Source organism: Citromicrobium bathyomarinum (assembly GCF_021021475.1).
GTDB classification, from domain to species: Bacteria; Pseudomonadota; Alphaproteobacteria; order Sphingomonadales; family Sphingomonadaceae; genus Alteriqipengyuania; species Alteriqipengyuania bathyomarina.
In genome coordinates this window covers 1,340,266-1,364,640 of sequence record NZ_JAINWL010000001.1, presented here as the reverse complement: position 1 = coordinate 1,364,640, position 24,375 = coordinate 1,340,266, and the positions used below count along the sequence as shown (strand labels likewise).

The 24,375-nt window shown below is 62.0% G+C and carries 21 protein-coding genes; 17 read left to right on the top strand and 4 right to left on the bottom strand.

The window, feature by feature from the left end; translation table 11 throughout:
* Nucleotides 1–6 precede the first annotated feature (6 nt).
* Entirely contained in the window at nt 7–231 is a 225-nt protein-coding gene (locus tag K7H93_RS06795) for an XRE family transcriptional regulator (RefSeq protein WP_230782983.1), read from the bottom strand.
* A 504-nt stretch (nt 232–735) separates the two neighbouring features.
* Between K7H93_RS06795 and K7H93_RS06790 the strand changes: the two genes are divergently transcribed.
* The 8 genes from K7H93_RS06790 (at nt 736) to K7H93_RS06755 (ending at nt 11,166) form a co-directional block, all read left to right on the top strand.
* The gene (locus K7H93_RS06790) at nt 736–978 is read left to right on the top strand and encodes a hypothetical protein (RefSeq protein WP_160661446.1); all 243 of its coding nucleotides are present in this window, start codon (nt 736–738) and stop codon (nt 976–978) included.
* 215 nt (nt 979–1,193) lie between these two features.
* Nucleotides 1,194–2,099: a DUF7146 domain-containing protein gene (locus K7H93_RS06785; protein WP_230782982.1), complete on the top strand. Its 906-nt coding sequence runs from the start codon at nt 1,194–1,196 to the stop codon at nt 2,097–2,099.
* Nucleotides 2,100–2,174: 75 nt separating this feature from the next.
* Nucleotides 2,175–6,428: a strawberry notch family protein gene (locus K7H93_RS06780; RefSeq protein WP_230783168.1), complete on the top strand. Its 4,254-nt coding sequence runs from the start codon at nt 2,175–2,177 to the stop codon at nt 6,426–6,428.
* A 59-nt stretch (nt 6,429–6,487) separates the two neighbouring features.
* Complete coding sequence (locus tag K7H93_RS06775) at nt 6,488–6,757, top strand: type II toxin-antitoxin system Phd/YefM family antitoxin (protein ID WP_047822024.1); 270 nt, start codon at nt 6,488–6,490, stop codon at nt 6,755–6,757.
* Nucleotides 6,758–7,117: a type II toxin-antitoxin system RelE/ParE family toxin gene (locus K7H93_RS06770; protein WP_230279373.1), complete on the top strand. Its 360-nt coding sequence runs from the start codon at nt 6,758–6,760 to the stop codon at nt 7,115–7,117. It begins immediately after the preceding gene.
* Between the two features lie 378 nt (nt 7,118–7,495).
* Nucleotides 7,496–9,469 (top strand): ParB/RepB/Spo0J family partition protein, encoded by a 1,974-nt coding sequence (locus K7H93_RS06765; protein WP_230782981.1) that lies wholly within the window; start codon nt 7,496–7,498, stop codon nt 9,467–9,469.
* A 300-nt stretch (nt 9,470–9,769) separates the two neighbouring features.
* Nucleotides 9,770–10,675: an alpha/beta fold hydrolase gene (locus tag K7H93_RS06760; RefSeq protein ID WP_230782980.1), complete on the top strand. Its 906-nt coding sequence runs from the start codon at nt 9,770–9,772 to the stop codon at nt 10,673–10,675.
* A complete protein-coding gene (locus K7H93_RS06755; RefSeq protein ID WP_230782979.1) occupies nt 10,672–11,166 on the top strand; it encodes a hotdog fold thioesterase in 495 nt (164 codons plus the stop codon). Before K7H93_RS06760 ends, K7H93_RS06755 begins: the two co-directional genes overlap by 4 nt.
* Here the strand turns inward: K7H93_RS06755 and K7H93_RS06750 are convergent.
* The 3 genes from K7H93_RS06750 to K7H93_RS06740 are packed head-to-tail and all read right to left on the bottom strand — an operon-like array spanning nt 11,096 to nt 15,262.
* Nucleotides 11,096–12,556: an efflux transporter outer membrane subunit gene (locus K7H93_RS06750; RefSeq protein ID WP_230783167.1), complete on the bottom strand. Its 1,461-nt coding sequence runs from the start codon at nt 12,554–12,556 to the stop codon at nt 11,096–11,098. The two genes, K7H93_RS06755 and K7H93_RS06750, sit on opposite strands and share 71 nt — an antisense overlap.
* Before the next feature lie 10 nt (nt 12,557–12,566).
* On the bottom strand, nt 12,567–14,138 hold the full coding sequence (locus K7H93_RS06745) for an MDR family MFS transporter (protein WP_160662069.1): 1,572 nt from the start codon (nt 14,136–14,138) through the stop codon (nt 12,567–12,569).
* Nucleotides 14,135–15,262 carry an HlyD family secretion protein gene (locus tag K7H93_RS06740; protein WP_230782978.1) on the bottom strand — a complete coding sequence of 376 codons (1,128 nt, stop codon included), beginning with the start codon at nt 15,260–15,262 and terminating at the stop codon, nt 14,135–14,137. Before K7H93_RS06740 ends, K7H93_RS06745 begins: the two co-directional genes overlap by 4 nt.
* A gap of 125 nt (nt 15,263–15,387) precedes the next feature.
* Between K7H93_RS06740 and K7H93_RS06735 the strand changes: the two genes are divergently transcribed.
* The 9 genes from K7H93_RS06735 (at nt 15,388) to K7H93_RS06695 (ending at nt 24,371) form a co-directional block, all read left to right on the top strand.
* On the top strand, nt 15,388–15,879 hold the full coding sequence (locus tag K7H93_RS06735; RefSeq protein ID WP_230782977.1) for a MarR family winged helix-turn-helix transcriptional regulator: 492 nt from the start codon (nt 15,388–15,390) through the stop codon (nt 15,877–15,879).
* Between the two features lie 4 nt (nt 15,880–15,883).
* A complete protein-coding gene (locus K7H93_RS06730) occupies nt 15,884–17,470 on the top strand; it encodes an ABC1 kinase family protein (RefSeq protein ID WP_230782976.1) in 1,587 nt (528 codons plus the stop codon).
* A gap of 300 nt (nt 17,471–17,770) precedes the next feature.
* Complete coding sequence (locus tag K7H93_RS06725) at nt 17,771–18,700, top strand: ArdC family protein (protein ID WP_230782975.1); 930 nt, start codon at nt 17,771–17,773, stop codon at nt 18,698–18,700.
* An 11-nt stretch (nt 18,701–18,711) separates the two neighbouring features.
* Nucleotides 18,712–19,152, top strand: coding sequence for a hypothetical protein (locus K7H93_RS06720; protein ID WP_230782974.1), 441 nt, complete (start codon nt 18,712–18,714; stop codon nt 19,150–19,152).
* A 220-nt stretch (nt 19,153–19,372) separates the two neighbouring features.
* Entirely contained in the window at nt 19,373–20,311 is a 939-nt protein-coding gene (locus tag K7H93_RS06715; protein WP_230782973.1) for a DUF2493 domain-containing protein, read from the top strand.
* A gap of 131 nt (nt 20,312–20,442) precedes the next feature.
* Nucleotides 20,443–21,396 carry a CDF family Co(II)/Ni(II) efflux transporter DmeF gene (gene dmeF / locus K7H93_RS06710; protein ID WP_221597120.1) on the top strand — a complete coding sequence of 318 codons (954 nt, stop codon included), beginning with the start codon at nt 20,443–20,445 and terminating at the stop codon, nt 21,394–21,396.
* Nucleotides 21,397–21,519: 123 nt separating this feature from the next.
* Nucleotides 21,520–21,894, top strand: a complete 375-nt coding sequence (locus K7H93_RS06705; protein ID WP_123880465.1) for a hypothetical protein — start codon at nt 21,520–21,522, stop codon at nt 21,892–21,894.
* A 63-nt stretch (nt 21,895–21,957) separates the two neighbouring features.
* Nucleotides 21,958–23,211 (top strand): TolC family protein, encoded by a 1,254-nt coding sequence (locus K7H93_RS06700; protein ID WP_119595029.1) that lies wholly within the window; start codon nt 21,958–21,960, stop codon nt 23,209–23,211.
* Nucleotides 23,212–23,222: 11 nt separating this feature from the next.
* Nucleotides 23,223–24,371 (top strand): efflux RND transporter periplasmic adaptor subunit, encoded by a 1,149-nt coding sequence (locus tag K7H93_RS06695; RefSeq protein ID WP_230782972.1) that lies wholly within the window; start codon nt 23,223–23,225, stop codon nt 24,369–24,371.
* Nucleotides 24,372–24,375: the final 4 nt, after the last annotated feature.

Below are 24,375 nucleotides of genomic sequence, written 5' to 3'. Positions count from 1 at the left end.
GGCTTGCTAGAAATCCAGATCATCGTCGCTGACAGCGTGGGTCTTCTTGGGCAGGCGGGACAAATCCTCGCTGATGCCAGCCCGGTCACTGTCTGGGGTTACCAGCTCGGCAAGGCGCTGTGTCATCCCCAGGACATGCAGGGCGCTCGCCAGAACCGCGAGGCCCACGGTAGGATCTCCCGCTTCGAGGCGTTGCAGCGTTTGAACCGAGACGATCATGCGCTCGGCCATTAAACGCTGAGGAAGTTTTCTCCGGCGGCGAGCAAGGGCGATATCCTTACCTAGCCGTGTAATCGCACGTTGGCTCTGGGGCGGTAGTCCGCTAGCAGCTCGAGACGAACGGGGCATGGTCCGATATATGACATATCATGCGAAATTCCGCAAATAGAAATGATATGTCATGTTTTTGTGCTCTTTCGCTTGAAGCAGATTTACCGAAGGAAGATGCTTCACCGCCTCCTGCACGAGGCTTACAATGACCATGACTGAGTGGAGAGGCGCTGGTGAGCGGTCGCTAGGCCGCGGCTTGACCATCGTACTTCAAAAGTCGCTGTGCAGTTGCGCGAATTGTCTCAGCGACTATATCGCAAACGTCACGCATGTCGGCACAAGCCGACAGCTTCGGAAGAATTCCGAGGTCCCGTCCTCCAGTTGGAGGTTAACCGGCGGACCCTGCAGAGGGTTCGCCGAATTTCGTTCGAACGCTCTCGCAGGTCCAACCCGATGGAGCATCGAATGCATTATTCAGACGAGGAAATCGAACGCGCGAAGACATTATTCGCTCGTGAAAATGATCAACCCGGCCATAGCAGAATGGCGGTTGCCGCGATGGCGGGAATGAGCAAGCCCGGCAAAATCAGCCATATCACTCATCGACGGACTTGGCGGGACTACCTTTCGAAGGCACGACGCGATTTGCAAAAGGAAAGATCGGACTGGAATTTTCGATTAGGTAACGTGTCGCATGATCTAAACTGACCAGGTCGTGGGGCAGCAATAAGGATCAATGGCGCTAGTGAGAAGTCACTACGAATAATCGGTAGACCTCGCGGGTGAGCGGCGATGTCGATGTGACGCTCAAATCGACGGGCTCGCAGTGCAGACGTGAATCCCCTCCGACCTGTTCTTACAACACAGAAGGGCTGGAGGGGAGGAGGGCCTTTGTGAGCGAGCCGAAAGGATCGCGATGTGCCATGTCCCACCGATATTCCACCAAGATAAGCTCTTTGGAAGAAGCCGCCCGCCGCATCTGTGAAAACCGGGGCGGCAAATGGTCCGGCACAAAAGGCATGGCCTGCTGCCCTGCGCATGACGACCGTACGCCGTCACTCGGTGTGTCGCTCGGCCAAAAAGCGATCCTTTTCCATTGTTTTGCGGGATGTGATCAGCAGAGCGTGCTGGCTGCTCTGGTGAGTGAAGGTGTACCGGCGTCAGCCTGGTTCTCGGGAGGTGCAATCGAGCCCACGATGGACACTGGTCCTGCAGCGAAGACTTCGGCCGCTGCCTTGCGCATCTGGCGCGACGCACAGCCGTTACGCGCGAGTCCAGCAAAGTCCTACCTCGAGAGCCGCGGCATCCTCGCAGCATCTCCGGCGCTCCGCTTCCATCCACGAACGCCTCTTGGTCCGAAGGGACGCACCCGTTTTTTGCCGGCCATGATTGCGGCGGTCAGCCTCGACGTGGGGCCGATCGCCATCCATCGCACGTTCCTTTCGGGCAATGCCAAGGCCGATTTCGACAAACCGAAGCGCGCGCTCGGCGCGCTCGGCGAAGCAGCTGTCCGCCTCTTCGCTCCGGCCTCCGGCAAGCTTGGCCTTGCCGAGGGGGTCGAGAGCGCGATGTCGGCCTATGCTCTCACCGGCATTCCCGTCTGGGCGACCTTGGGCAATGAGCGCTTCGGCCTCGTCAGCGTACCCGAGAGCGTGACCGAGCTTCACCTTTTCGTCGATCACGATGCTGGCGGCGAGCTGGCTGCGTCGCGTGCCCTGGCCGCTTATGCCCGCGATGCGCGGACGATCCACGTTCGCAAGCCGTCGTCACGCGACACAGACTGGAACGATGAACTGACAGCATGGCTGCGCCGCAAGGCGGCGCGGTAGAGGAGAGTGGGCTTCTCGAATTCCTGATCCGGCAGAGGGCGTGTCCCGATGCCCTCATCAGGAGGACGAATTGCCATGTTTCAATCAGATCTGTTTCCCGCCGGCGAGCAGATGCCGGCAGTGCCCCTGGCCCACGCCATTGGGGCCAGGATTGCCGCGCTTCTTGCGTCGGGGCGTCATCTCACCCGTACCGACATTTCCAGCCTGTTTGCCGAAGAGACCGGTGCACAAGATTGGGGAAGCGCCTGGACGATCGACGATTACAACAACGCGGTCGAGATCGGCGCACTGCTCTGGCTTCGCGAGTCCTCACACATCGATCTGGCGACAAGCGCGCACGCAGCAGAAGCGCCTTTCGACTGGCTCGAAGCAGCCTTGCCGCCGCGGCACGTTCGCAGCGAAGCACAGGTCGAACTCCAGCAGTTCTCGACCCCGCCGGTGCTGGCCTGGCTGATGGCGAAGGCCGCAGCAGTCTCTGCGCATGACACGCTGCTCGAGCCATCCGCCGGCAATGGCGCCCTTGCGCTGTGGGGCAGCGTTCAGAACGCTTCGCTGATCCTCAACGAGATCGATCCTGCAAGACGAGACAGCCTGGTCCACATCTTTCCCGCGGCCACGATCACTGCGCACGACGGGGAACTGATCGCCGATCTGCTTCGCGGCGCTGCTCCGTCGGTCGTGCTGATGAACCCGCCATTCGCCCGCAGCCAGGAACGCGGAAAGGACGGTGAGACGGCGCAGCGCCACCTTCGCAGTGCAATCCGGTCTGCTGCTGCTGGGGCGAGGATTGTCGCCATCTTGCCCAATGGCTTCGATGCTTGCACCTTCGCCGAGGCACAGGACGAAGCGTCGCTGCTCCTCAATGTCCGGCTGCAGCAGGCTTTTCGCCGGACAGGGACGGGGATCGCCGTGCGACTGGTCGTGTTCGACAAAACGCCGATTGTGTCCTCGTCAGCGATCATCGGAGATACTGCCGACCTAATTGAGCTCCACGAAATTGTCACGGAGCTACCGCGACGAGCGCGGACCTCCGCCAGCCTCCATCGCCTGCCAGTCGGCAAGCCAGTGCGCCTCCTTGGCAAGACTTCGACCCAAAGCGCGCCGGTTCGGCCGGTGGCGCCGTTCGCGGCGACTCCTGCAGCCACAGCAACTGCGATCGACCTCACCTATTCGGTCCTCGCCGAACCCTCACCGGTGCCTGAACAGGCAGGCATTTACCTGCCTTACCGGCCTAGCCGCATCGCCGTCGAAGATGCGCCAGTTCATCCTACCCCGCTCGTGGAATCGGTCGCCATGGGTTCGGTCGCGGCACCGCAGCCCGATGTTTGCCCGCGCCTTCCCGCAGGTTGGCAGGCGGATGGCCTGCTGTCCGAAGCGCAATGCGAGACACTGGTCTACGCTGCCCAGGCATTTGCGCGCGATCTTCCGGGTCAGTTCAAGGTTAGCCAGGAAGGCACCTCGCTGGAACTGGCCGAAGACGGACACTCCTACCGCCAAGGCTTCTTCCTCGGCGACGGAACCGGAGCGGGCAAAGGACGGCAGATCGCCGCGGTCATCATGGATCGCTGGCTCGCCGGCGAGCGTCGCCATATCTGGATCACGAAGAACGAGGCGCTGCTCGAAGATGCGCGCCGCGATTGGGAAGCGCTTGGCGGGCTACCGCTCGATCTCCAGCCGCTCTCGCGCCGGAAACTCGGCCATCCCGTGACGATGTCCGAAGGCATCCTCTTCGTCACCTACCCGACGCTGCGCTCGGGGCGCGCCGAGGATACGCGCCTCGACCAGATCCTTGCCTGGGCGGGTGAGGACTACGATGGCGTGATCGCCTTCGACGAAGCCCACGCCATGGCCAATGCACTCGGGAGCGCTTCAATCCGCGGCAAGGTCAAGGGCTCCGAACAAGGGATGGCGGGCCTCAGGCTGCAGAACCATCTCCCGCGCGCCCGGGTGATCTACGCGTCTGCCACTGGAGCTTCGGATATCGCCAACCTCGGTTACACCTCACGGCTTGGCCTCTGGGGACCCGAGACCGCCTTTCCGACCCACGAGGCGTTCACGACCGAGATCCGCGCCGGCGGCGTCGCGGCGATGGAGCTTGTCGCCCGCGACCTCAAGGCCCAGGGCCTCTATCTCGCCCGTGCGCTGTCCTTCGCCGGGGTCGAGTACGAGATCCTCGAGCACAGCCTGACCGACGCGCAGATAAGAATCTATGATGCCTATGCCGATGCCTGGGCGATCATTCACCGCAACCTCGAAGCCGCGCTCGAAGCAACCCGAGTGGTCGACGAGGACAGCGGCGATACGCTCAATCGCAACGCCAAGGCTGCGGCGCTATCGATCTTCGAGGGCACCAAGCAGCGCTTCTTTGCCCAGCTCCTGCTCTCGATGAAGCTGCCGAGCCTGATACCCGCGATGGAAGCAGCTCTTGGCGAGGACCATTCGGTTGTCGTGCAGCTGGTGTCGACTGCGGAGGCCATGCTCGACCGGCGTCTTGCCGACCTCTCCGACGAAGAACGTGAAGCGCTCGATATCGATCTCTCCCCGCGGGAGTACGTCATCGACTATCTGTCCAAGAGCTTCCCGGTGCGCTTGATGCAGGTCTTCGCCGACGAGGACGGCAATCTTCGCTCCGAGGCGATGAGCGACGGAGACGGCAATCCCGTCTTCTGCCCGCGCGCCATTGCCGCGCGCGATGCGCTGATCGAACAGCTTTGCGCACTGCCGCCCATCGCCACTGCGCTCGGTGCGATCATCGAGCATTTCGGAACCGACGCCGTGGCCGAAGTCACGGGCCGGACCCGCAGGCTTGTCCTGGGCCGCGATGGTGAGCAGCGCATCGAACGGCGTAGCCCCAGCGCCAATGTCGCCGAAGCCCAAAGCTTCATGGAAGGGACCAAGCGCATCCTGGTCTTCTCGGATGCGGGCGGCACGGGGCGTTCCTATCATGCCGACTTGGGCGCCAGGAACCAGCAGCGCCGGGTTCACTTCCTGCTTGAACCGGGATGGCGCGCCGACAACGCCATCCAGGGTCTTGGTCGCACGAACCGCACCAATCAGGCCTCGGCCCCGTTGTTCCGCCCGGTCACCACCGATGTGAAGGGCGAGCGCCGATTCATCTCGACTATTGCGCGAAGGCTCGATGCTTTGGGAGCGCTTACGCGCGGCCAGCGCCAGACGGGCGGACAGAACCTGTTCGACCCGGCAGACAATCTTGAAAGCGACTATGCGCGCGACGCGCTCAGCCGCTGGTTCCAGCTGCTCTATGACGGCAAGCTCGAAGCCACCACCTTTGCCAACTTCGTCGAGCGCACCGGCCTCCGGCTCGAAAACCCCGATGGTGGACTGACCGATAATCTCCCGACGATCCAGCGCTGGCTCAACCGCATTCTTGCGCTGCCGATCGCGCTCCAGAACGCAATCTTCGATGAATATCTCGGCCTCGTCGAAGCGCGGATCGAGGCTGCGCGTGAAGCCGGAACGCTCGACCAGGGACTGGAGACCGTCAGGGTCGATCACTTTACGGTCCTGACAGATGAACTTCTTCGCACCGACCCCGTGACCGGAGCCGAGACCCGTCTCGTCTCGCTCGAAGTGACCAAGCACCTTAGGCCTATGCGATTGCAACGCCTGGTGCGGACGCACGAGATCGGTAGCCCGCACGCGATCCCGATGCGCAATGCGCGGTCGGGCAAGGTTGCGCTGTCGGTTCCAGCCCGGCGTCTCATCGCCGACGACGGGGCCGTGATTGAACGTCGGCGACTCTTGCGACCGCTCAAGTCCGCGAACTGGACACTTCAGGCACTCTCTGAGAGCCAATGGGAAGAAATTGGCGTCACTGCGTTCACGAGCGCCTGGCGTGCCGAGGAAGTGGAAGCGGCCAAGTCACCGGTGACCGAGCGCGTCCATCTTGCCACCGGACTGCTGCTCCCGGTCTGGAAGCGCCTCCCCGGCGATCATGTTCGGGTCACCCGGCTCGTTGCCGAAGACGGCCAGTCGATCATCGGCCGCGAAGTGCTCGATCTCGATCTCGCTGCGATCGCCGAGACCTTTGGCCTCTCCGGAGTTGCCGGACCATCGGCTGAGCAGATCGGCGACCTTGTCCTTGCCAGCGGCAAACCGCTGGGCCTCGCAAGCCACAATCCACTCACCGTGAAGCGATCGCTGGTAGGCGGCGAACAGCGCCTTGAACTGACCGGGTTCTCGCCCGATCGCCTCGACTGGTACAAGAACAAGGGCTGCTTCACCGAGATCATCCGCTACCGCACGCGGCTGTTCGTCCCGGTGTCGAGGGCAGGCCAGATACTCCCAGGCATCGCAATCGGGCATTGAGCTTTGCAATTGCCAAGTCGTGGACTATATAAAGACCAAATTCAGTCCCAAGGTGTTCTATGAAGCTGGACCAGCGCATCAAACCGATCAGCTATCTGAAGGCCCACAGCGCCGAAATTATCCGGGAGATTGGAGATGGCGGCGGGCCACTGGTCATCACGCAGAATGGCGAAGCCAAGGCAGTTCTGCAGGATGTCGCCAGCTACGAGCGCGCACAGGAAACGCTCGCTCTGCTAAAACTTCTGGCGCTCGGACAGGCCGATGTTGCCGCTGGTCGGACCCGCCCGGTGGCAGGCCTTGCGGAGCGCGTACGGGGTAAGTCAAACTGAATGATGACGGCCGCGTTAGCGATCAAGATCACCTCCGGTGCGGAGCGTGATCTTGCGGGTATCTGGCAGCGTCGCGTGGCGCAGCGCGGGCCGGATGGCGACGATGGTGCGGACGCACTGCTGGATGACCTCGTCGCGTCTATCGAGTCCCTTTCCGACAATCCTCAGAAAGGACCGGTTCCACCGGAACTTGAGGCTCTCGGGATCACCGAATTCCGGCAATTGTCGCACTCTCCCTTCCGCATCATCTACGGATATCAGCCCGAGCCAGCACCCGGTCAGGTGACTGTGTTCGTAATTGCTGATGCGCGTCGGGATTTTCGGACGCTTCTCGAAGAGCGCTTGCTCGGCAGCGGATAGATAGAGTCTCCGCTCAACAGGTCAGGGTCCGAATGAAACTGAGCGCTGCCTCCGATTGCGCTTAAGTTTCCCCTTCTCTCCTCCCCTTCGTGTGTCTGAATGAACCGATAAGCTCCCGTGTCGCGTACGCCGGAGCCTGATCACGTCCTTCCTCAAGTCCAGGCGACTGATCTGCCTGTGCCCGCTGATGACGGGCCTGCGAATGGGTTCGCGCATTGAGAACAACTGCCCTCATGATCGGAACTTAGCCGATCCCTGATCGCCCCATCTCGGTCGTATAGATGTTCGCCACAGCCATTGGAGAGAGTGGAGGGAGCCCTTTGGGCTTGTGGGCCTCGTGATCCTCACCTGCGCCTTCATTCCATCAGGAGAAAACCCATGATCCAGTCGATCCCCTTGAAGAAGCTCGTTCCGAGCCCCCGCAACGTTCGCAAGTCGAGCGACGTGCTCGCCGACCTCCAGCTGCGGGCAGACATTGCTGCGCGCGGTCTGCTGCAGAACCTCGTCGTTCGCAAAGGAAAGCGCGGCAAGTTCGAGGTCGAGGCCGGCGGTCGTCGGCTCGCCGCGCTGCAGGCACTGGCCGAAGAGGGCACCTTGTCCCAAAACCACGAGGTCACCTGCCTCGTGATCGAAGGCGAGGAAAGCGAGGTGCGTGAAGCCAGCCTTGCCGAAAACGTCCAACGTCTCGCGATGAATCCCGCCGACGAGGCGCAGGCCTTCGCTTCCATCATCGAGGCAGGGGCTACCCCCGAAGACGTGGCGCGCCGCTTCGGCCTCACCGTCCGTTTCGTCGAAGGACGTCTGCGTTTGGCAAGTCTTGCACCCTGCGTATTCGAAGCACTCGCCGAGGGCACGATCACGCTCGACATGGCCAAGGCATATGGCGCGATTTCCGACGTCGAGCGCCAGGCGCATGTCTATGCCGAGCTGCAGGATGCCTGGTACCAGATCACGCCCGATACAATCCGCCGCATGGTGCTCGATGCCACGGTGCGCGGTTCTGATCCGCGAGCTGTTTTGGTCGGACGCGATGCGTACATCGGTGCGGGTGGCCGGATCGAACGCGAACTCTTCGACGATGACGCCAGCGAGAGCTGGATCGACGTCGCGCTGCTCGAGGACCTCGCGCACAAGGCCATGGAGGAAGCGGCCGCCAGGACGGCCCAGGAACGCGGCCTTGCCTGGGTGCGACCGACGCTTGGCAATTATGTCAGCCATGACCTCGTTGAAGGTCTGGGTCGCTTGCCCAGCGAGCCTGCCCCGATGACCGAACAGGAGGCGCAGGAACTCGGTGAACTCGAAGCCGACTACGACCGCGTCGCCGCCGTGCTCGAAGACGAAGGCAGCGACGAGGACGAGGTCGCGAAGGCCGAACAGGAACTTGTGGTGATCGATCGCGCCATGCGCGCGCTCAATGACCGGCCGCCCGTGCTCGCCGACGATCTGAAGGCCGAGGCCGGTGCCTTTCTTGTCCTCTCGCGCAATGGCGAGCCGACATTGGTCCCGCAGTACTATACGGAGACCGAGGTCATCACCGGTGAAGGCGCTATTGAGGCAGTCGAGGAAACCGTAGGGACAAAGCCCACGGGCAGCTCGCTTTCGCAGCGCCTGCTCGACGAACTCGCAATGCAGCGCCGCGATATCCTGGCGATCCATCTCGCTAACGATCCGGCACTGGCGCTCGACTTCATGGTCTTCACGCTCGCGGATGCCGATGGGCACGACTGGCGCGCCAGAAAGGCATCGACGCTTGTCGGCTCCATCGCGTCTGGACCGGTTGCCGGGTTTGAGGCCAAGGATGCACCGGCGAGTGCTGCTCTGGCCGAGTTCGCTGGTTCGCTCGACGAAAGCTGGCGCTCGGGCGAGACCGACGTCGAGCGGTTTGCCAGGTTCCGGTCGCTTTCCGATGAGGCGCGTTCGGCCTGGCTTGGTCATGTCGTCTCGCGCACGCTCGTCGCCAGCCTAGCCTGCGAAGGCGATCGTTCGGTGCCCATGCACGAAGCGCTCGGGGCACTTCTGGAAATCGAAACCGCGCATTGGTGGCGTCCCACCGCGGCAAACTATTTCGACCGCGTGGCCAAGGCTCGCACGCTCGAAGCGCTCGATGCTGCGGGTGGTCCGGAGCTGGTCAGCCGATACGCTGCTTCGAAGAAGGCTGAGCTTGCGAGCGCAGCCGAGCGCATCTTCTCAGGCAACTTCATCGGCGAGGCCGAGGTCAAGGAGCGGGCGCAAGCCTGGGTTCCTGCGATCATGCTGTTCACTGCTGCTCAGGAGGTCGCGCCAATTGATGTCGAAGTCGACGAGGCAGTCAGCGACGATGCGACAGACGAAATTGCCGAGCAGGCTGCCTGACCCTCCTGACAGGTCGAGGTCGCTCGGTGGGCGGTCCGTCCCAATTGGGACGGACCGCCTTTTTCATGTCAGAATTTGGGCCGGAAGCGGAAAGGCAGCTTTTATATCTTTGAGCGGATTAAGCGGACAGCGACTGCTGACCGAATCGCAAGCCGGTGCATTAGACAATGATCTGGAGAAACCCCTCTTGGTATAGACCTTTGCCGTCGTTAAAACGCCCTTGCAGGACAGCCAACACGGAGCCGAGAGCCACAAACTAAATCGGTTTACTATTTAGCGCGCCTTTCCTACCATCCAGAGATGGCGAGAGAAACCTTTACGATTGAGGGCGCAGGCGCGATTTCTCTTACAGCCGAGGCTGAGGGGGATGCCTACGCCATACCCGTCCTTCTTGCGCACGGCGGCGGGCAGACACGGCGCGCGTGGAGAAGGGTGGTCAGCGAGTTGGCTCAAGCCGGCTTTCGCGCAATCGCCTTCGACATGCGCGGTCACGGAGACAGCGATTGGTCGCCATGCGGAGCTTACGAAATGCGCGACTTCGCGGCGGATCTGGTCGCTGCAGCGTCGCGCCTGGACCAGAAGCCAGCGCTGGTCGGCGCTTCACTGGGCGGGCTCGCTGGACTGATTGCCGAAGGGGAGCTTGCTCCATGTAGCTTTGCTTCGCTCACATTGGTCGACATTGCCCCGCGTATGGAGCCCAGCGGTGTAATGCGCGTGGTTGGTTTCATGGAAGAGCATGTCGATAGCGGCTTCGCCTCACCAGAGGAGGCGGCCGACGTGATCGCTCGCTACATGCCGCATCGTCCCAGGCGGGGCGCGAGCGATGGTCTGAAAAGCTATCTGCGGCAGAAGCCGGATGGGCGCTTCTATTGGCACTGGGACCCTGTGTTTATCCGTAATATAATGTCAGCCAGACAAGGCGGCCCAGACAGCCAAGAACGTCAATCGGCAATGCTGAGCCAAGCTGCGGCGAATCTCACGCTTCCGCTTCACCTCATCCGAGGCGGCTCTAGCGATCTTGTTTCCGAAGAGGCCGTTTTGCATCTGCGACAACTCGTCCCCCATGCAGAATACACCGATATTGCCGATGCCACGCACATGGTCGTGGGCGATGCGAACGATGCCTTTTCCGCCGCTATCGTCGATTTCCTACGGCGCCATCACTCATCCGATACGGCTCAGCCACAGGGGACGAGGGAGCTATGATCGATCGAGAGCGCTTGCAGGAAATGCTGAATATCGCGCCGTTTCATCGATGGCTTGGGCTGGAGATTGCAACATGCTCCGACCAGGGAATCGCGATCACCATGCCATGGCGCGAAGAGATCGTGTCGAACCCTATGATTGGGTCGGCGCATGGAGGGATCCTGGCTTCACTGGTCGACCTCACCGGGCTTTATACTCTGCTTGCGGGGGGCGTCGCGGCGAGAGCGACGGCCGATCTGCATGTCGATTACCACCGTCCTGCAACCTCAGGACCTCTCACTGCTCACGGACAGATCGTGAAGATCGGGCGACAGATTTCGGTGGCGGAAACCCGGGTTCTCGAGCCCGACGGCAAGTTGGTCGCCAGCGGCAGGGGCGCCTACTTCTCGTCAACCGGATCAATTGATCAGCGCGGCGGGACTATTGATCTCGAACAAGCTCTTGCCACCCAAGGCCCAGCGACTTCTGCAGCGCAATCCACGCCAGCGTAAGGGCGCCTTTTGCCCGGACGAGGTCTGCTGAGGCCTGCTGCTGTTCTCGCAGGGCCCGGTTGAGGTCAGCCTTCGAGATCGCTCCTGCGGCAAAACGTTGGCGGTTCAGGTCCGCCGCGACGTCAGCCTGCTTCTTCATTTGCATACTGGCAGCGAGCGCAACACGCTGCTGGCCGAAGCGAGCCAAGGCACGTTCGGCGTCTTGCAGTGCCAGAAGCACCGTCTGCTGGTAATTGGCGACTGCTTCGTTGCGCGCCGCCCCGGCTTGGTCGATCGCAGCGTCTACCCTGCCGAAATCCAGAAAATTCCACTGGAGGCGCGGGATCGCGAGTGCGGAGAAATCGCCGACATCGACAACGTCGTCCAACGAGGATCCGCCGAGGCCCAGGATCCCCGTGAAGGACAATTTCGGGAACCGCGCCGCCTCGGCCACCCCGATCCGCGCCGTCGACGCGGCAAGAGACCGTTCGGCCGCCCTTATGTCAGGCCGACGCGCCACCAGGCTTGCCGGATCGCCGATCGCGACCTGCTCTGGCGGCATGGGAATGGAATGCGCAGTCGTGAGCGCTGCATCAACTGATCCCGGCACCTGTCCGGTCAGTATAGCGAGTGCATCAGACAGGACTGCGATATCCGCTTCAGCTTCGGCAAGTTGTGACTTGAGCATCTCCAGTTCGGCATTCGCGGTGCCTACCGGGAAAAGCGGCAATGCACCGCGCTGATAGCGTTGGTATGTCAGCGCCAGGATCTCTTCCTGCAACGAAATCTGCGCCTCAAATTGCTCTGCGCGGAATTGGGCCTCCCGCAAATTGACGTAGGTGCTGGCCACTTGGGCAGTCAACTGGACCTTTGCGTCCTCCGCATTGGCGACCGTTGCCGCAGCCTGCGCGTTGCCGGCCTCGATACGCCTCCGGGAGCCGCCCGCGAACTCCAGCTCCCAGTTGGCATTGAGACCAACATTGTAAAAGCTGAGGGCATCGTCGCTTCCCGCCTCCGGATCGGGTTGCTGTGAGGACGGGGGTGCCCCCTCCTGAATTTCAAGGCCGGGAAGCTGGCCCTGAATAGTGGTGGCCTGGGTTCCGAGTGTCGGCATTCTGCCGGCCCGATCCTGCCTGACCGATGCCCGGGCCTGCGCGATGCGCGCCTGCGCTGCCTGGAGCGACGGATTTTCGGACAACGCAGTTTCGACCAGCCGGGTCAGTTCAGGATCGTCGAGCAGCACCCACCATTCGGCAAGGGCCGGGTCCATGACGCCTACATCCTCGCCAGCGCGGACAAACCGATGGCCCGTATCCGCCGACAATATTTCCGGAGGGCCTGCGTAGTCCGGCCCAGCCGTACAGCCAGCCAGCAAGGCGATGAGGAGAAGCGATGGTATCGAACGGCGCATCATATAGGGCTCAGTGCATAGAAAGGGAGACATTTTTTGGAAGCGGCCTCAGGAAGAGGACCAGCGGAACCGTCGCGAGGGTCAGAATCCCCATAACCAGGAACACGTCATTGTAGGTCATTATGAACGCCTCGCGTTGCAGGGTGCGGCTCAGGACGGCCATCGCCCCCTCCATGCCGCCGAAGTTTCGCGCCAGCCCGTCGAGATAGTCCTGTAGCGAAACGCTGTTCGCATTCAGGGTCTCTTCCATCCGCCGGCTATGATGCCAGATCCGCTGGTCTTGGAACGATGCCAGAGCCGAAAGAGCGAAAGAGCCGCCGAGATTGCGCGCCGCGTTGAAAATTCCCGAGGCGTCGCCGGCATCCTCCTTGGCGACCGAAGCCACCGTCGCCTGATTCAGGAACATCATCGACAAGATCATGCCGACACCGCGCAAGAGCTGGCTCTCGGTAAAAACGGCACCACCGGATTCTGCTGTAAGGCTGGTGCTGACAAAGCAGCTGACCGCCATCAGCAACATGCCGGCGCCGACGGCGATGCGAATGTCGATCTTCCGGATCATCAAGGGAAGCACAGGCATCAACAGGAAGGCCGGGACGCCCATCCAGAAGATCACCAGCCCGGTCTGAAGCGCGTTATAATCAGAAATGATCGCGAGGAACTGCGGGATGACGTAGGTCGAACCATACATCACCATACCCAGGGCGAGCGCCATGATCGCGACGCTGGCGAACTGTCGATTGAACAAGAGCTGCAACTTCAAGACTGGCTTGCGTGCCTTCACCTGTCCGTAGATCAGCGAGGCAAATCCGACGACTGTGATGATTGTGAGCCAGCGAATGAGAGAGGATTCAAACCATTCCTCGCGGTGGCCCTCCTCAAGGACGACCGTAAGTCCGCCCAGCCCCAAGATGAGCCCGACAATGCCCGCCCAATCCGCGTCAGTGAGATAATCCCACTTTGGCTTTTCGTGGGGCAAGCCAACGAACAGCAGGAGCAGCAGCAGGCCGCAGACCGGCACATTGACAAAGAAGGCATAGTGCCAGCTCAGATTCTCGGTCAGCCAACCCCCGATCAAAGGCCCCATCACGGGGCCGAGGATCACTGTCATGCCGAACAGGGCCATTCCGATGGGCTGCTGATGTGGCGGCAGCCTTTTGGCCACGATGGTCATTGCCGTCGGAATGAGCACGCCGCCCGTGAAGCCCTGACCCGTGCGGCCGATGATCATTGTCGTAAGGTCGGTTGCAATCCCGCACAGCACCGAAAAGGCGGTGAACGCGCTGACCGCGATGATGAGGAGGGTTCGCAGACCGAACAGCCGTTCGAGCCAAGCGCTCAGCGGAATGACGACGATTTCAGCAACGAGAAATGACGTAGCAATCCAGGTGCCTTCGGCGCCTGTGGCACCGATCTCGCCCTGAATGACGGGGAGTGCGGAATTGACGATTGATATGTCCAGCGTCGCGAGCATGGCGCCAAGCGCGCCCGCGGCCACAGCGACCCAGGCAGTCACGTCTGCGTTCTTTCGGCCCCCGGCCGGCCCGATCGAAGTGTCCTGCGCTGCCAGTATCTCGGTCATTGAGTCCGACTCGAGATCTCTTCCAATTCGCCGGCAGCATTCCGGGTGTCGACCGTAGCCACTACCGACATGCCGGGAACGAGCAGACGCCGCACTTCAGGGGGAGCATCGATACCGATGCGGACGGGTATCCGTTGAACGATCTTGGTAAAGTTGCCGGTGGCATTTTCGGGGGGGAGGATGGAAAATTCCGCGCCCGTTCCCGGCGATATGCTGACCACTCGTCCCGCGATCTCAAGGTCGGGTAGGGCGTCAACTTCGAGCCTGACGCTTTGGCCGGCCCGGATCAGGCCGACCTGCGTTTCCTTGAAGTTTGCCGTCACGTAGATCGCCCTCACCGGAACCACCGTCATCAAACGTTGACCCGGTTGCACGAACTGGCCCACCCTCACCGAGAGATCGCCGACGCGGCCGGCCTTGCTGGCGCGCAGCAAGGTCGATTCAACCGTAAGGTCGGCTGTTTCCAGCTGAGCGCGAGCAGCGTCCGCCTGCGCCTGGGTCTGGTTGATCTGCTCGAACAGGGTCCCTCGGCGCGCGGTCGCGGCAGCCACCGCCGCCTGCGCGGCGACGAGTTCGGCCCGCGCTTGCCGCGCCTGCGCCTCATACTGGTCGAGCTTTTCCCGCGGTTCGGCTCCTGTCGCGGCAAGGGGCCGATATCGCGCCACCTGGTCGTTCGCGAGGTCCAGTGCTGCGCGCGCGGCGGCGAGTTGGCCCCGCGCCCGGCGAATGGCTGCATCCTGTTCGGCTACCTGAGAACGGATTGTGTCGGCACCGGCCAGGGTCGCAGCGATCTGTGCGCGCGCCTGTTGCGCTTGCGCCTGATAATCCCGCAGATCCAGTTGTACGAGGGCTCCGCCGCGAGCAACCTGCTCGTTCTCCCCCACGAAGACCTCTTCGACGTATCCCGCTACCTTGGAAGAGATAACGACGCTGTCGGCAGCGACATAGGCGTTATCGGTCGTCTGCATGTACTGTCCGTAGGTTACGTGCCGGTAGTACCACCAGATCCCGCCAAGCAGCACGGCAAGACCAACGATGATTAGCACGATGCGCAAGCCACGCCGCGATTGCGGTTTCGTTGGGGTTGTGCCCTCCTGCTCCGGTTGGTTGGAGTTATCGGTCATCTGACTCTTTCGGCAGCCTCAGTAAAAGGTGAACGCGTCTCGCGCCCTATGAGCCGTGAGTCAGATAGTAAAGGCATTTAGCAGTTTGCATTTGGGCATCCGAGGCTATCCGACTACACAGCGCTATGGATGAAAAACCAGATACCATGTCACGGTCTCAGCGTCGGCAGAAGGTCATCAGCGATGATGACCGCATTCTCTATCTTATGGACGAGATCAGTCGCGGCGCGCGCAGAGTGTACGATGCGAGGGTCGCCAGGATCGGTCTCAATCAGACACAGTGGAGGATCATCGGACAACTTCTTCGCGATCCTGCCCTTACGCAGGCTGAAATCGCCAAGAAACTGGAACTGGAATCGGCGACCATCGGCCAGGCGGTTGCAGGTCTTTGCGCACGCGGGCTGATGAAAAGGCTTCGAGCTGAGACGGATCGGCGAGCGTGGCAGCTCATCCTCACGGAGCAGCTAGATGATATGCTGCCCGAACTGAGAGGCTCCGCGGATAGGCTTCATGATCTGCTTTGGCGCGACATTGCCGCCGACGAGAAGCAAACGTTGCAGCAGATTCTTGCAAGGGTATCGGAAAATTTGGACCAACTCCGGGCCGAGGCTGAGTAATATCATGGCATCGCCCCCGGAAAAGCCTATCAGCAGCATCGCTCGCGCCGCGGAGATTGGCCGAATCTTAATGAGGCACGGTGCGAAGACTCTCGCCGGAGCCCTCGGATTTATTCCCTCTTCGAGCAATGTCATCGATCCTCGCGAATTTCGTCCGGCCGCAGTTGTCGCGTTCCTCCGTGACATCGGGCCAGTCGGCATAAAGCTGGGGCAGCTCCTCGCCACCCGAAGCGATCTGTTTACCGAACACTGGATCACTGCATTCTCAACCCTGCACGATCAGGTGTCGCCGGTGCGCTTCGCAGATATCGAGCCCGTACTTGCTTCAAGCTGGGGTGAGGACTGGCGGAACGACTTTGCGCAGTTCGACGAACAGCCTCTGGCGTCCGCCTCGATTGCACAGACCTATTCCGCCAAGCTACGGGACGGTAGCGAGGTCATCGTGAAAGTTCGCCGCCCGGGCACCGCCGCGCGCATGGAAGCCGATGTGCGCCTGCTTGTGCGTCTTGCCGAGATCGCGGAAGCACGCTCGCCTGACATCGCGCGTTACCGGCCAGTCGAGTTTCTGCGGACCTTCGGCCGCAATCTTGCCTGGGAGATGGACCTCGCTGCGGAATCCCGAGCCTGCGAGCGAATCGGCGCATATCTCGAAACCATCGGCGTCAGGACCCCGGCCATCCATTGGGAACTGACCGGGCTGCGGGTGAACGTTCAGGAACGCCTGTACGGCAGGCCCGCGTCTTCGCTGGGCGCCTCATCGGGCGATCCGGAGGTGGCGGCGTTCGCCAAGTGCTATGCCAACGCAGTCCTGCGCATGATCATTCTGAACGGCGAATTCCACGGCGACCCTCATCCCGGCAATGTTTTCCTGATGGGCGAGCAGGATGTCGGCTTCATCGACTTCGGATCGGTCGGGACGCTCACCAAGGCCAGGCGCGACGAGATCGTCCGCCTCGTGCTTGCGATTGCTGGTGAGGAAACCAGCGATGTCGCGGATGTCCTGCTCGCATGGGCGGGGGAGCCGAAGGTGGATCGCGATGCGCTCGCGGTGGATCTGGATCAGTTGATTGGAGAGTTCAGGGGGACCGTGCTATCTGGCATCGAGTTCTCGCAGATTTTTTCCCGCGTTTTCGATCTGTTGCGGGATTATCGACTGGTTCTGCCACCTGATCTGGCCATTCTTCTGCGTACCTTGTTGACTGCAGAGGGCTTCGTCCGATCGCTGGCACCGGACTACAACATCGCCGAAGAGACCCGGCCGATCATGACGGAGCTTCTCGCCGAGCGGTTCTCGCTCGGCAGCGCTCGGTCGGGTTTGAAGAGACTTCGCGGTCAGCTGCTGGGGTTGTCGGCGTCCTTGCCCGACATACTTGCCACTGCGAACTCGATCGCAAAGTCAGGATATGTGCCGGTTCAGCTCGATCCGCTCAGTATCGAGCAGCTCGCTGGACTTCGCAATGAGCGTCAGTCCTTGAAAGGCCCTCTAGCTGCCGCATTGATCATAGCTAGCGCGTTGCTTGTCGATCAATCCTGGCTTCTGGCTGGCGGCGCGCTTGTGATTGCTGGGGTGGTGCTCATCCGAAAGTCATAATGAAGGAGCAACTTAATTCGTGCACGGTCACGTTAGGGCGAGGGCGAAACTAATGAGGATTTGATGCGCCTCACTTCAGCGACCAAAACGCATCGCGAAGAAAATTTTTCGACCTATTGCGATTGAAGGCTTATTTTCCTCAATCAGACGAAACTTTGGAACGGCAGCTTTCAGGCTTGTCCTCGCCTGACTTTATGGCCGCTATTGGGGCGCAAAGCCGTCATCATTAGACGAGAGGGGAGGGAGCTTTTGCTTTTCCTGAACCGGGACATGTCCGTCTCGGCGATCAGGAGAACTCCCATGACCAAGTCCCGCCGCACTGCTTCGACTTCGCCTGCCCAGCGCATCACCGCCGCCATCATCGAAAAGCTCGAACAGGGCACAAAGCCGTGGGTCAAGCCGTGGCGCGGCGTGCCAGTCTCCCGTCCTTTGCGTTCTTGCGGAACGCCCTATCGCGGAATGAATACCTTCTGGCTGTGGATGGTGGCCGATGGCTGTGGCTACACCTCGCCATACTGGATGACCTACCGCCAGTGCCAGAAGCTTGGTGGACAGGTCCGCAAGGGCGAGAAATCGACCAGCGCGATCTTCTACCAGAGCTACACGAAGGAGATTGAGACCGCCGAAGGCGAAGCCGACACCGAGAACCGGCGCGTGCTCAAGGCCTATGCCGTGTTCAACGCTGACCAGTGCGATGGCCTCCCTGCATTTTACCATCCCAAGCCGCTGGTTGCCGCACTTGAGCCCGAAGGACGCGAAGACCGGCTCGATGCCTTCTTTGCCCATATTGGCGCAGACCTGCGCCACCATGGCGCGCAGGCCTATTACGAGCCGCTGCGCGACCGGGTCACCATGCCGCCAGCCGAACTCTTCGAAGCCTATGACCACTATTACGCGACGCTTGCACACGAGCTGTCGCACTGGACGGGGCATTCATCGCGGCTCGACCGCGATCTCAAGAACCGCTTCGGTAGCGACGCCTATGCTGCCGAAGAACTGATCGCCGAGCTGTCCTCGGCCATCCTCGGGGCCGAACTGGGTCTTCCGGTCACCCACCTCGACCATCACGCCAGCTACATCGCGTCCTGGCTCAAGATCCTCAAATCGGACGAGCGCGCGATCCTCACCGCCGCGGCCAAGGCCGAGGAAGCGGCCAGCCTGTTGCTTGACCTTGGGGGTCACCAATCCTGCGAAAGCGAGACCGATGTCGATCTCGCTGATGCAGCCTGAGGAGCGGTGAGATGGGACGTTCCGTCAGCTATCCGACCGGCTCCGTGGTTGCCTTTCGCCTGCTTGATGAAGGCGAAGACCAAGATGTCGACTGGGCCTATGAGTGCCTAGTCGACGAGATCATCGATACCGCGAAGGCGGCCTTTCCTTCCTTTAAGCGCTTCGATGGATGGCGCGGCCGCGAGGACCGTATCCTCCTGCGAAACGCCTTCGCCGATTGCGGCATATCGACCTATTGTGGGCTCGCCGCGATCTGGCTCGCCGTACGCGATGATTCCCATTACTGGGAGGCGGACTTCTACGTCCCACGAACGGCGAGAGCACGGCATTGGCTCGCCCAAGTGTCGGGAAGGTTCATCGACCTGTTCGGTGAGTTGCGCCTGGTCGGGCGGTTCTCGAATGGCGAAGCGATCTTCGAGCGCTCCCGATCCACCTGCGACACCGGGTCCTGATCCTGCCTCATCCCTCTCCGCCGGGAGAGGCCCTTGGGCCGGTCGGGGCGCGCCGCAACCTGCGGCCCGTCGGCCCGTGTTACCCGCGCCAGCCTAGGGCCGCAGGTTTCCCGCTGCGCGGTGCGTCACGCCCCCTTTTCCCGGCCCTGATCGGGCTCCGGCGGACAGGGCCGAGGCAATGGTGCCTCCTCTCCTTGTCCCCGCGATCAGGAGACACCCCATGTACGACAGCTTCATCGACCAGTTGAGCGGCCTCGATCTCTCAGGCCTGAGCATCAGGCCGGCCCCCTTCAACGAGACCGACTTTCCCTGCGAGGACGCGATCGAGCAGACGCTTGGCGCCGTATGGTCCGACCTCTTCGCGATGTTTTCCGACACAGCCCTGGAAGCCGATGCCGAGGATATTGCCTGGGGCATGGTCAATCTGTTCCACCGCGCAGCCAGCCGCAAGTCGGCTCAACTTGATCGGGCCAGCGACGAGATCCGGGTCCTCCTCGCATCAGCCGATGGCTCCGAAGTGCATTCGAGCAATCTTGAAGAGCAGGTTGAGCGCGCGCAGGCCGCCGAAGCCAGCATGTTTGCCTTTGAGCAGATGCGCGAGGCGGCGGCAGCACTTTACCGCGACGAGACCGGCTCCTCTTGGAAGCCCGTTTCGGGCTCGCGCACGAGCCATTCGCGCCACTTCACATCGGCCGTGATCGATGCCCGCGATTTTCTACGCGCACGCGCTGAGAACCGTCGTCACGCCTTGATCCCTGAAGGAACTCCAGTCGTCTTTGCGGGTGGTCGCCAGAGCTTTGAAAGCGCCGAGGACGCGCGCGCCTACGCCGAGAACATCTGGGCGACGCTGGACAAGGTTCGCGATGCGGTTCCCGATCTCTTCCTGGTCCATGGCGGCGACGGCAAGGGTGCCGATCGTCTGGCAGCGAGTTGGGCCGAGCGCCGCGAAGTCCAGCAGCTGACTTATTCGCTCGATCGTCGTCTCGGTGCCCGCGCCGGGTTCAAGCGCAACGAGCAGATGCTCTCGCTCAATCCGCGTTACGTCGTCGCCTTTCCGGGCAATGGCGTAACCGAACGGCTGGTGATCGATGCCAAGACGCGCCGGATCACCGTGGTCGATCGCAGGACCGTCACGTTCCGATCCAAGATTAAGGGATAATAGTCTGTTGGTCGCCGCAGCATTTCTATGATCGGTTGGCTGCGGCGATCATCACAGACAATCGTCGTCGATTGCCTTTTCGGTTGGAGAGGGGATTTCTTGGAAAGGGCATCTCGGGGTATCAGCCTCGCATGCATCACGCCGACTCCAATCCGCTCGCCCATGATCACAACTTCCTGAGCGCCTCGCACGACGCCCATGAGCGGCGCACGCGTTATGTCGTTGCCTTGACCGCCGCGATGATGGTGGTCGAAATCGTCGCTGGCCTGTGGACCGGATCGATGGCGCTTCTCGCCGATGGTATCCACATGGCGACCCATGCAGGTGCCTTGGGCGTCGCGGCCTTCGCCTACTGGTTTGCCAAGCGCCATGCGAACAACCCGCGTTTCACATTCGGTACCGGCAAGGTAGGCGACCTGGCCGGCTTCGCGAGCGCGCTTGTCCTCGCCATCTTCGCAATCGGGATCGCGGTTGAATCGGCTCAAAGGTTCGTCAGTCCGCTCACGATTGCCTATACCGAGGCTATCTGGATCGCCGTGCTCGGCCTCGTGGTGAACCTCGCGAGTGCCTGGCTGCTTGGTGCCGATCATCACCATGGGCATGATCACGACCATCATCATCACCACGACCATGCGCATGCCGATAACAATCTGCGCTCCGCCTATTTCCACGTGCTTGCCGATGCCCTGACCTCCGTCCTGGCTATCGTGGCCCTTCTCGCCGGCATGTACCTCGGCTGGGCATGGATGGACGCGGCAATGGGGCTGGTGGGTGCATTCGTGATCGGGCGCTGGTCATGGTCACTGCTGCGCGATACCGCTGCCGTGCTTGTCGACGCCGAAGCGGCCTCTGAACGGTACACAGAGGTGCGCGAGGCGCTCGAGGACCGGGACGCCGCGATCGGCGATCTGCACATCTGGCGGATCGGTCCCGGCAAGTATGCAGTCATCGCCTCGCTCATCGCCGATGATCCGCTCGCGCCCGACAATTATGCCAGCCGACTTTCAGAGCATGCAGAATATGTGCACGTCACGATCGAAGTTCATCGCTGCGAACATCCGCATCCCGAGCTTCGCGCGGCCTGATCGCGCCGTTCTAAAAGACCGAAACAGTATTCGAGGACTGTTATACTGTAACAAAAGACTTATACTTCATCGTGTTACGGAACTTGCAATCTTGATGCGGTTTGCTAGGAGCCGTTGGAATCCATGACTACAAGCTATCGTCGCCTTGTCCTGCACCCTTTCGTCGTCCTGCTCATGCTGGTCGCGATGGTGTTCGTGACGGCGGCGGATGCTGCTGCTTGCGGTGCCGAAGTGGCGCCCGGAAGCACGCCCGTTCTGGCTTCGCTCGATAGCGCGTCTGCGTCATCCGCAGCCGCCGATGAAGTGCCGGGCGATCCGGATGCGCCGGCCGAGCAACACGGCGTGTGTGGACACGGCCATTGCCATCACGGGGCGAGCTTTGCCGGCACCGTGCAGAAGAATTCGGTCCCTCACTTGGTCGTGGTTCCCGATGCGCCTCCCGCCGAAGCGCTCGCTTCCGAAATTGCCGACCGACTGAAGCGCCCCCCTCGCGCCTGACGACCGTCACCGCGCTGCATGCCGCAGCGCAGTTCGGATCGTCAGCAGAGGAATTTTCGAAAAATGTCAGCCATTCATTGGCGAGGGGTCCTCCTTGGAGGGCTGTTCCTCGCCGCTCAAGCCACGACCGTGGCGGCGCAGGAGCGTGAGCTTCTGACGCTCGAAGCTGCGCTCGCTCGTGCGGGCATCGTCGACAGCGCAGATGAGCCCCCAGAAAATCCGCGCCTGATCGGACCGCGGGCCGAAGCCGACGCGGCGCGGGCCCTGGTCGACCAGGCGCGGCTGCGGCCCAACCCCGAAATTGCTTTCGAAGCCGAAAACATTGCCGGAAGCGGCGCATTTTCGGGATTGCAGGCCACCGAGTACACTTTGTCCCTGAGCCAGCGGCTCGAATTGGGCGGCAAACGAGGAGCGCGCGTCCGCGCCGCCCAGGCGGAGGCGCGCGTCGCGACCCTTTCAGGAGCGCTCTCGGTTGCTCAGCTCGGGCGATCGGTGCGCGAGCGCTATGTGGAAGCCGTCGCTGCGGCAGCCCGATTGGAACTCGCGCGGGACATAGTCGAGCGCAACCGCGAGCTTGCCAGGATCGCAGGGGTACTGGTCGATGTCGGGCGGGAGCCTCCCTTGCGTTCGCTTCGTGCCGAAGCGGCACTTGCGGAGGCGCTCGCGGAGCTTGAAGCGGCCCTGGCTGCCGACAGTGCGGCGAGGAATGCGCTGGCCGCGCTTTGGGGCGAGGCAGCACCTGCTGCGGACGTGCCTTCGGTGTTCCCCGAGATCGAACCTCCGGCAACGCTGCTCGCCTCGCCTTCGGCCTTACGTCTCCAGATCGCCCGTGCCGAACGCGAGGCTGCAGATGCCGCGATCGCCCGGGAACGCTCTTTAGGCATTCCGGATCCGGCGATATCCGCCGGTGTCCGACGGTTCGAGGAAAGCAGAGACCAGGCGTTCCTCGTAGGCGTTTCGATCCCGTTTCCGTTCAGTAATCGCAACCAAGGAAACATCGCTGCTGCCGAGGCGCGGCTTCGCGCCGCGACGGCACGGGAGGCGATTGCCCGCACCGATTTCGAACTCGAAGTCACGCAGGCTCGCGGACAATTTCTGGCAGCCGAAGCGCGGGTCGAGACCCTCGCGGAGACCTCCTTGCCCCAAGCCGAGGAAGCCTTGCGCCTCGTTCGGATTGGCTACCGCAACGGCAGATTTCCGCTGATCGAAGTTCTGGCTGCGGCCGAAGCGCGCGACACCATCCGTGAAGCATTGATTCAAGCCCAGGAAGATCGTGGCCGCCTGGCGGCGACGCTGATCTGGCTCGGCGCACAATGAGGTATTTCCAAATGAACCGTAGACGTCTGGCCGTTTTTATCGGCGTGATCGTTTCAATCGCCGCTGCAGTGTTTATGCTGTGGCCAAGTGGCAGTGCCGACCAGCACATTGAGGAAACGAGCGAGGAGGCCGAGCTTCCCGAAGGGCTTGTCCTGCTTGGCGCCGAACAAATCGAAGCGTCCCAGATAGAGGTCGAAACCGTCGGTCAGGGATCGGCGGTCGAGCTGGTCTTTCCGGCCACCGTCGCGGCAAGCCCGACGGCAAGTGCCCGCATCGATGCCCGCGCAGCGGGCGTAGTCCGCAGTGTCGGCAAAACGCTGGGTGATTACGTGAGGCAGGGAGAGACGATTGCCCGCATCGAGAGCGCCGACGCCGCTGCTCTTGCGGCGCAACTCAGCGCAGCGGGCGCGCGGGTCAACGAATTGTCTGCTGCCTACGATCGAGAGCGCCGCCTTTTCGAAGCCAATGTCACCGCGCGGCAGGATCTCGAGGCCGCCCGAGCCAATCTGCAGGTTGCTCAATCGGAACTTGCGCGTGCCCAAGCGGCAGTCTCGGCGGCGGGTGTTAGCGGCGACGGGCGCTCCCTCGCGGTTACGAGCCCGCTCGCGGGCCGAGTGACCTCGGCGCCTATCGTTCTCGGGTCCTTCGTCGAGGCCGGAGAAGAACTCTACCAGGTCGTGAACCCGAGCGGCATGCAGGTCGAGGTTGCCCTCCCGTCGGCTGAAGCAAGCCGCATCCAGCCTGGCGACGAGGCCACGCTGGAAATCGCGGACAACCGGGAAGTGGGTGCGCGCGTGCGATCCGTCACTCCCTCGCTCGATCCCGAAAGCCGCAGCGCTACGGCGGTCCTGTCGCTGGCAAGGCCGATCCCCGGCCTGCAACCCGGTGCGTTCTTGCAGGCACGTATCCGCCCCTCGGGTGAGGTCGATAACGGCCGCATGTCGGTGCCGGAAAGTGCCGTCCAGACAATCGATGGCGCAGAGGTGGTCTTCGTTCGCACGCGCCGCGGGTTTCAAACCCGTCGAGTGGTCACCGGTGCGCGTTCGGGAGGACGGGTGGTCATCGAGTCCGGTCTCGAAGCAAATTGGCGGATAGCCACCGCCAACGCCTTCTTGCTGAAGGCTGAACTCGAGAAGGAGGAGGCCGAGCATGGACACTGATCAC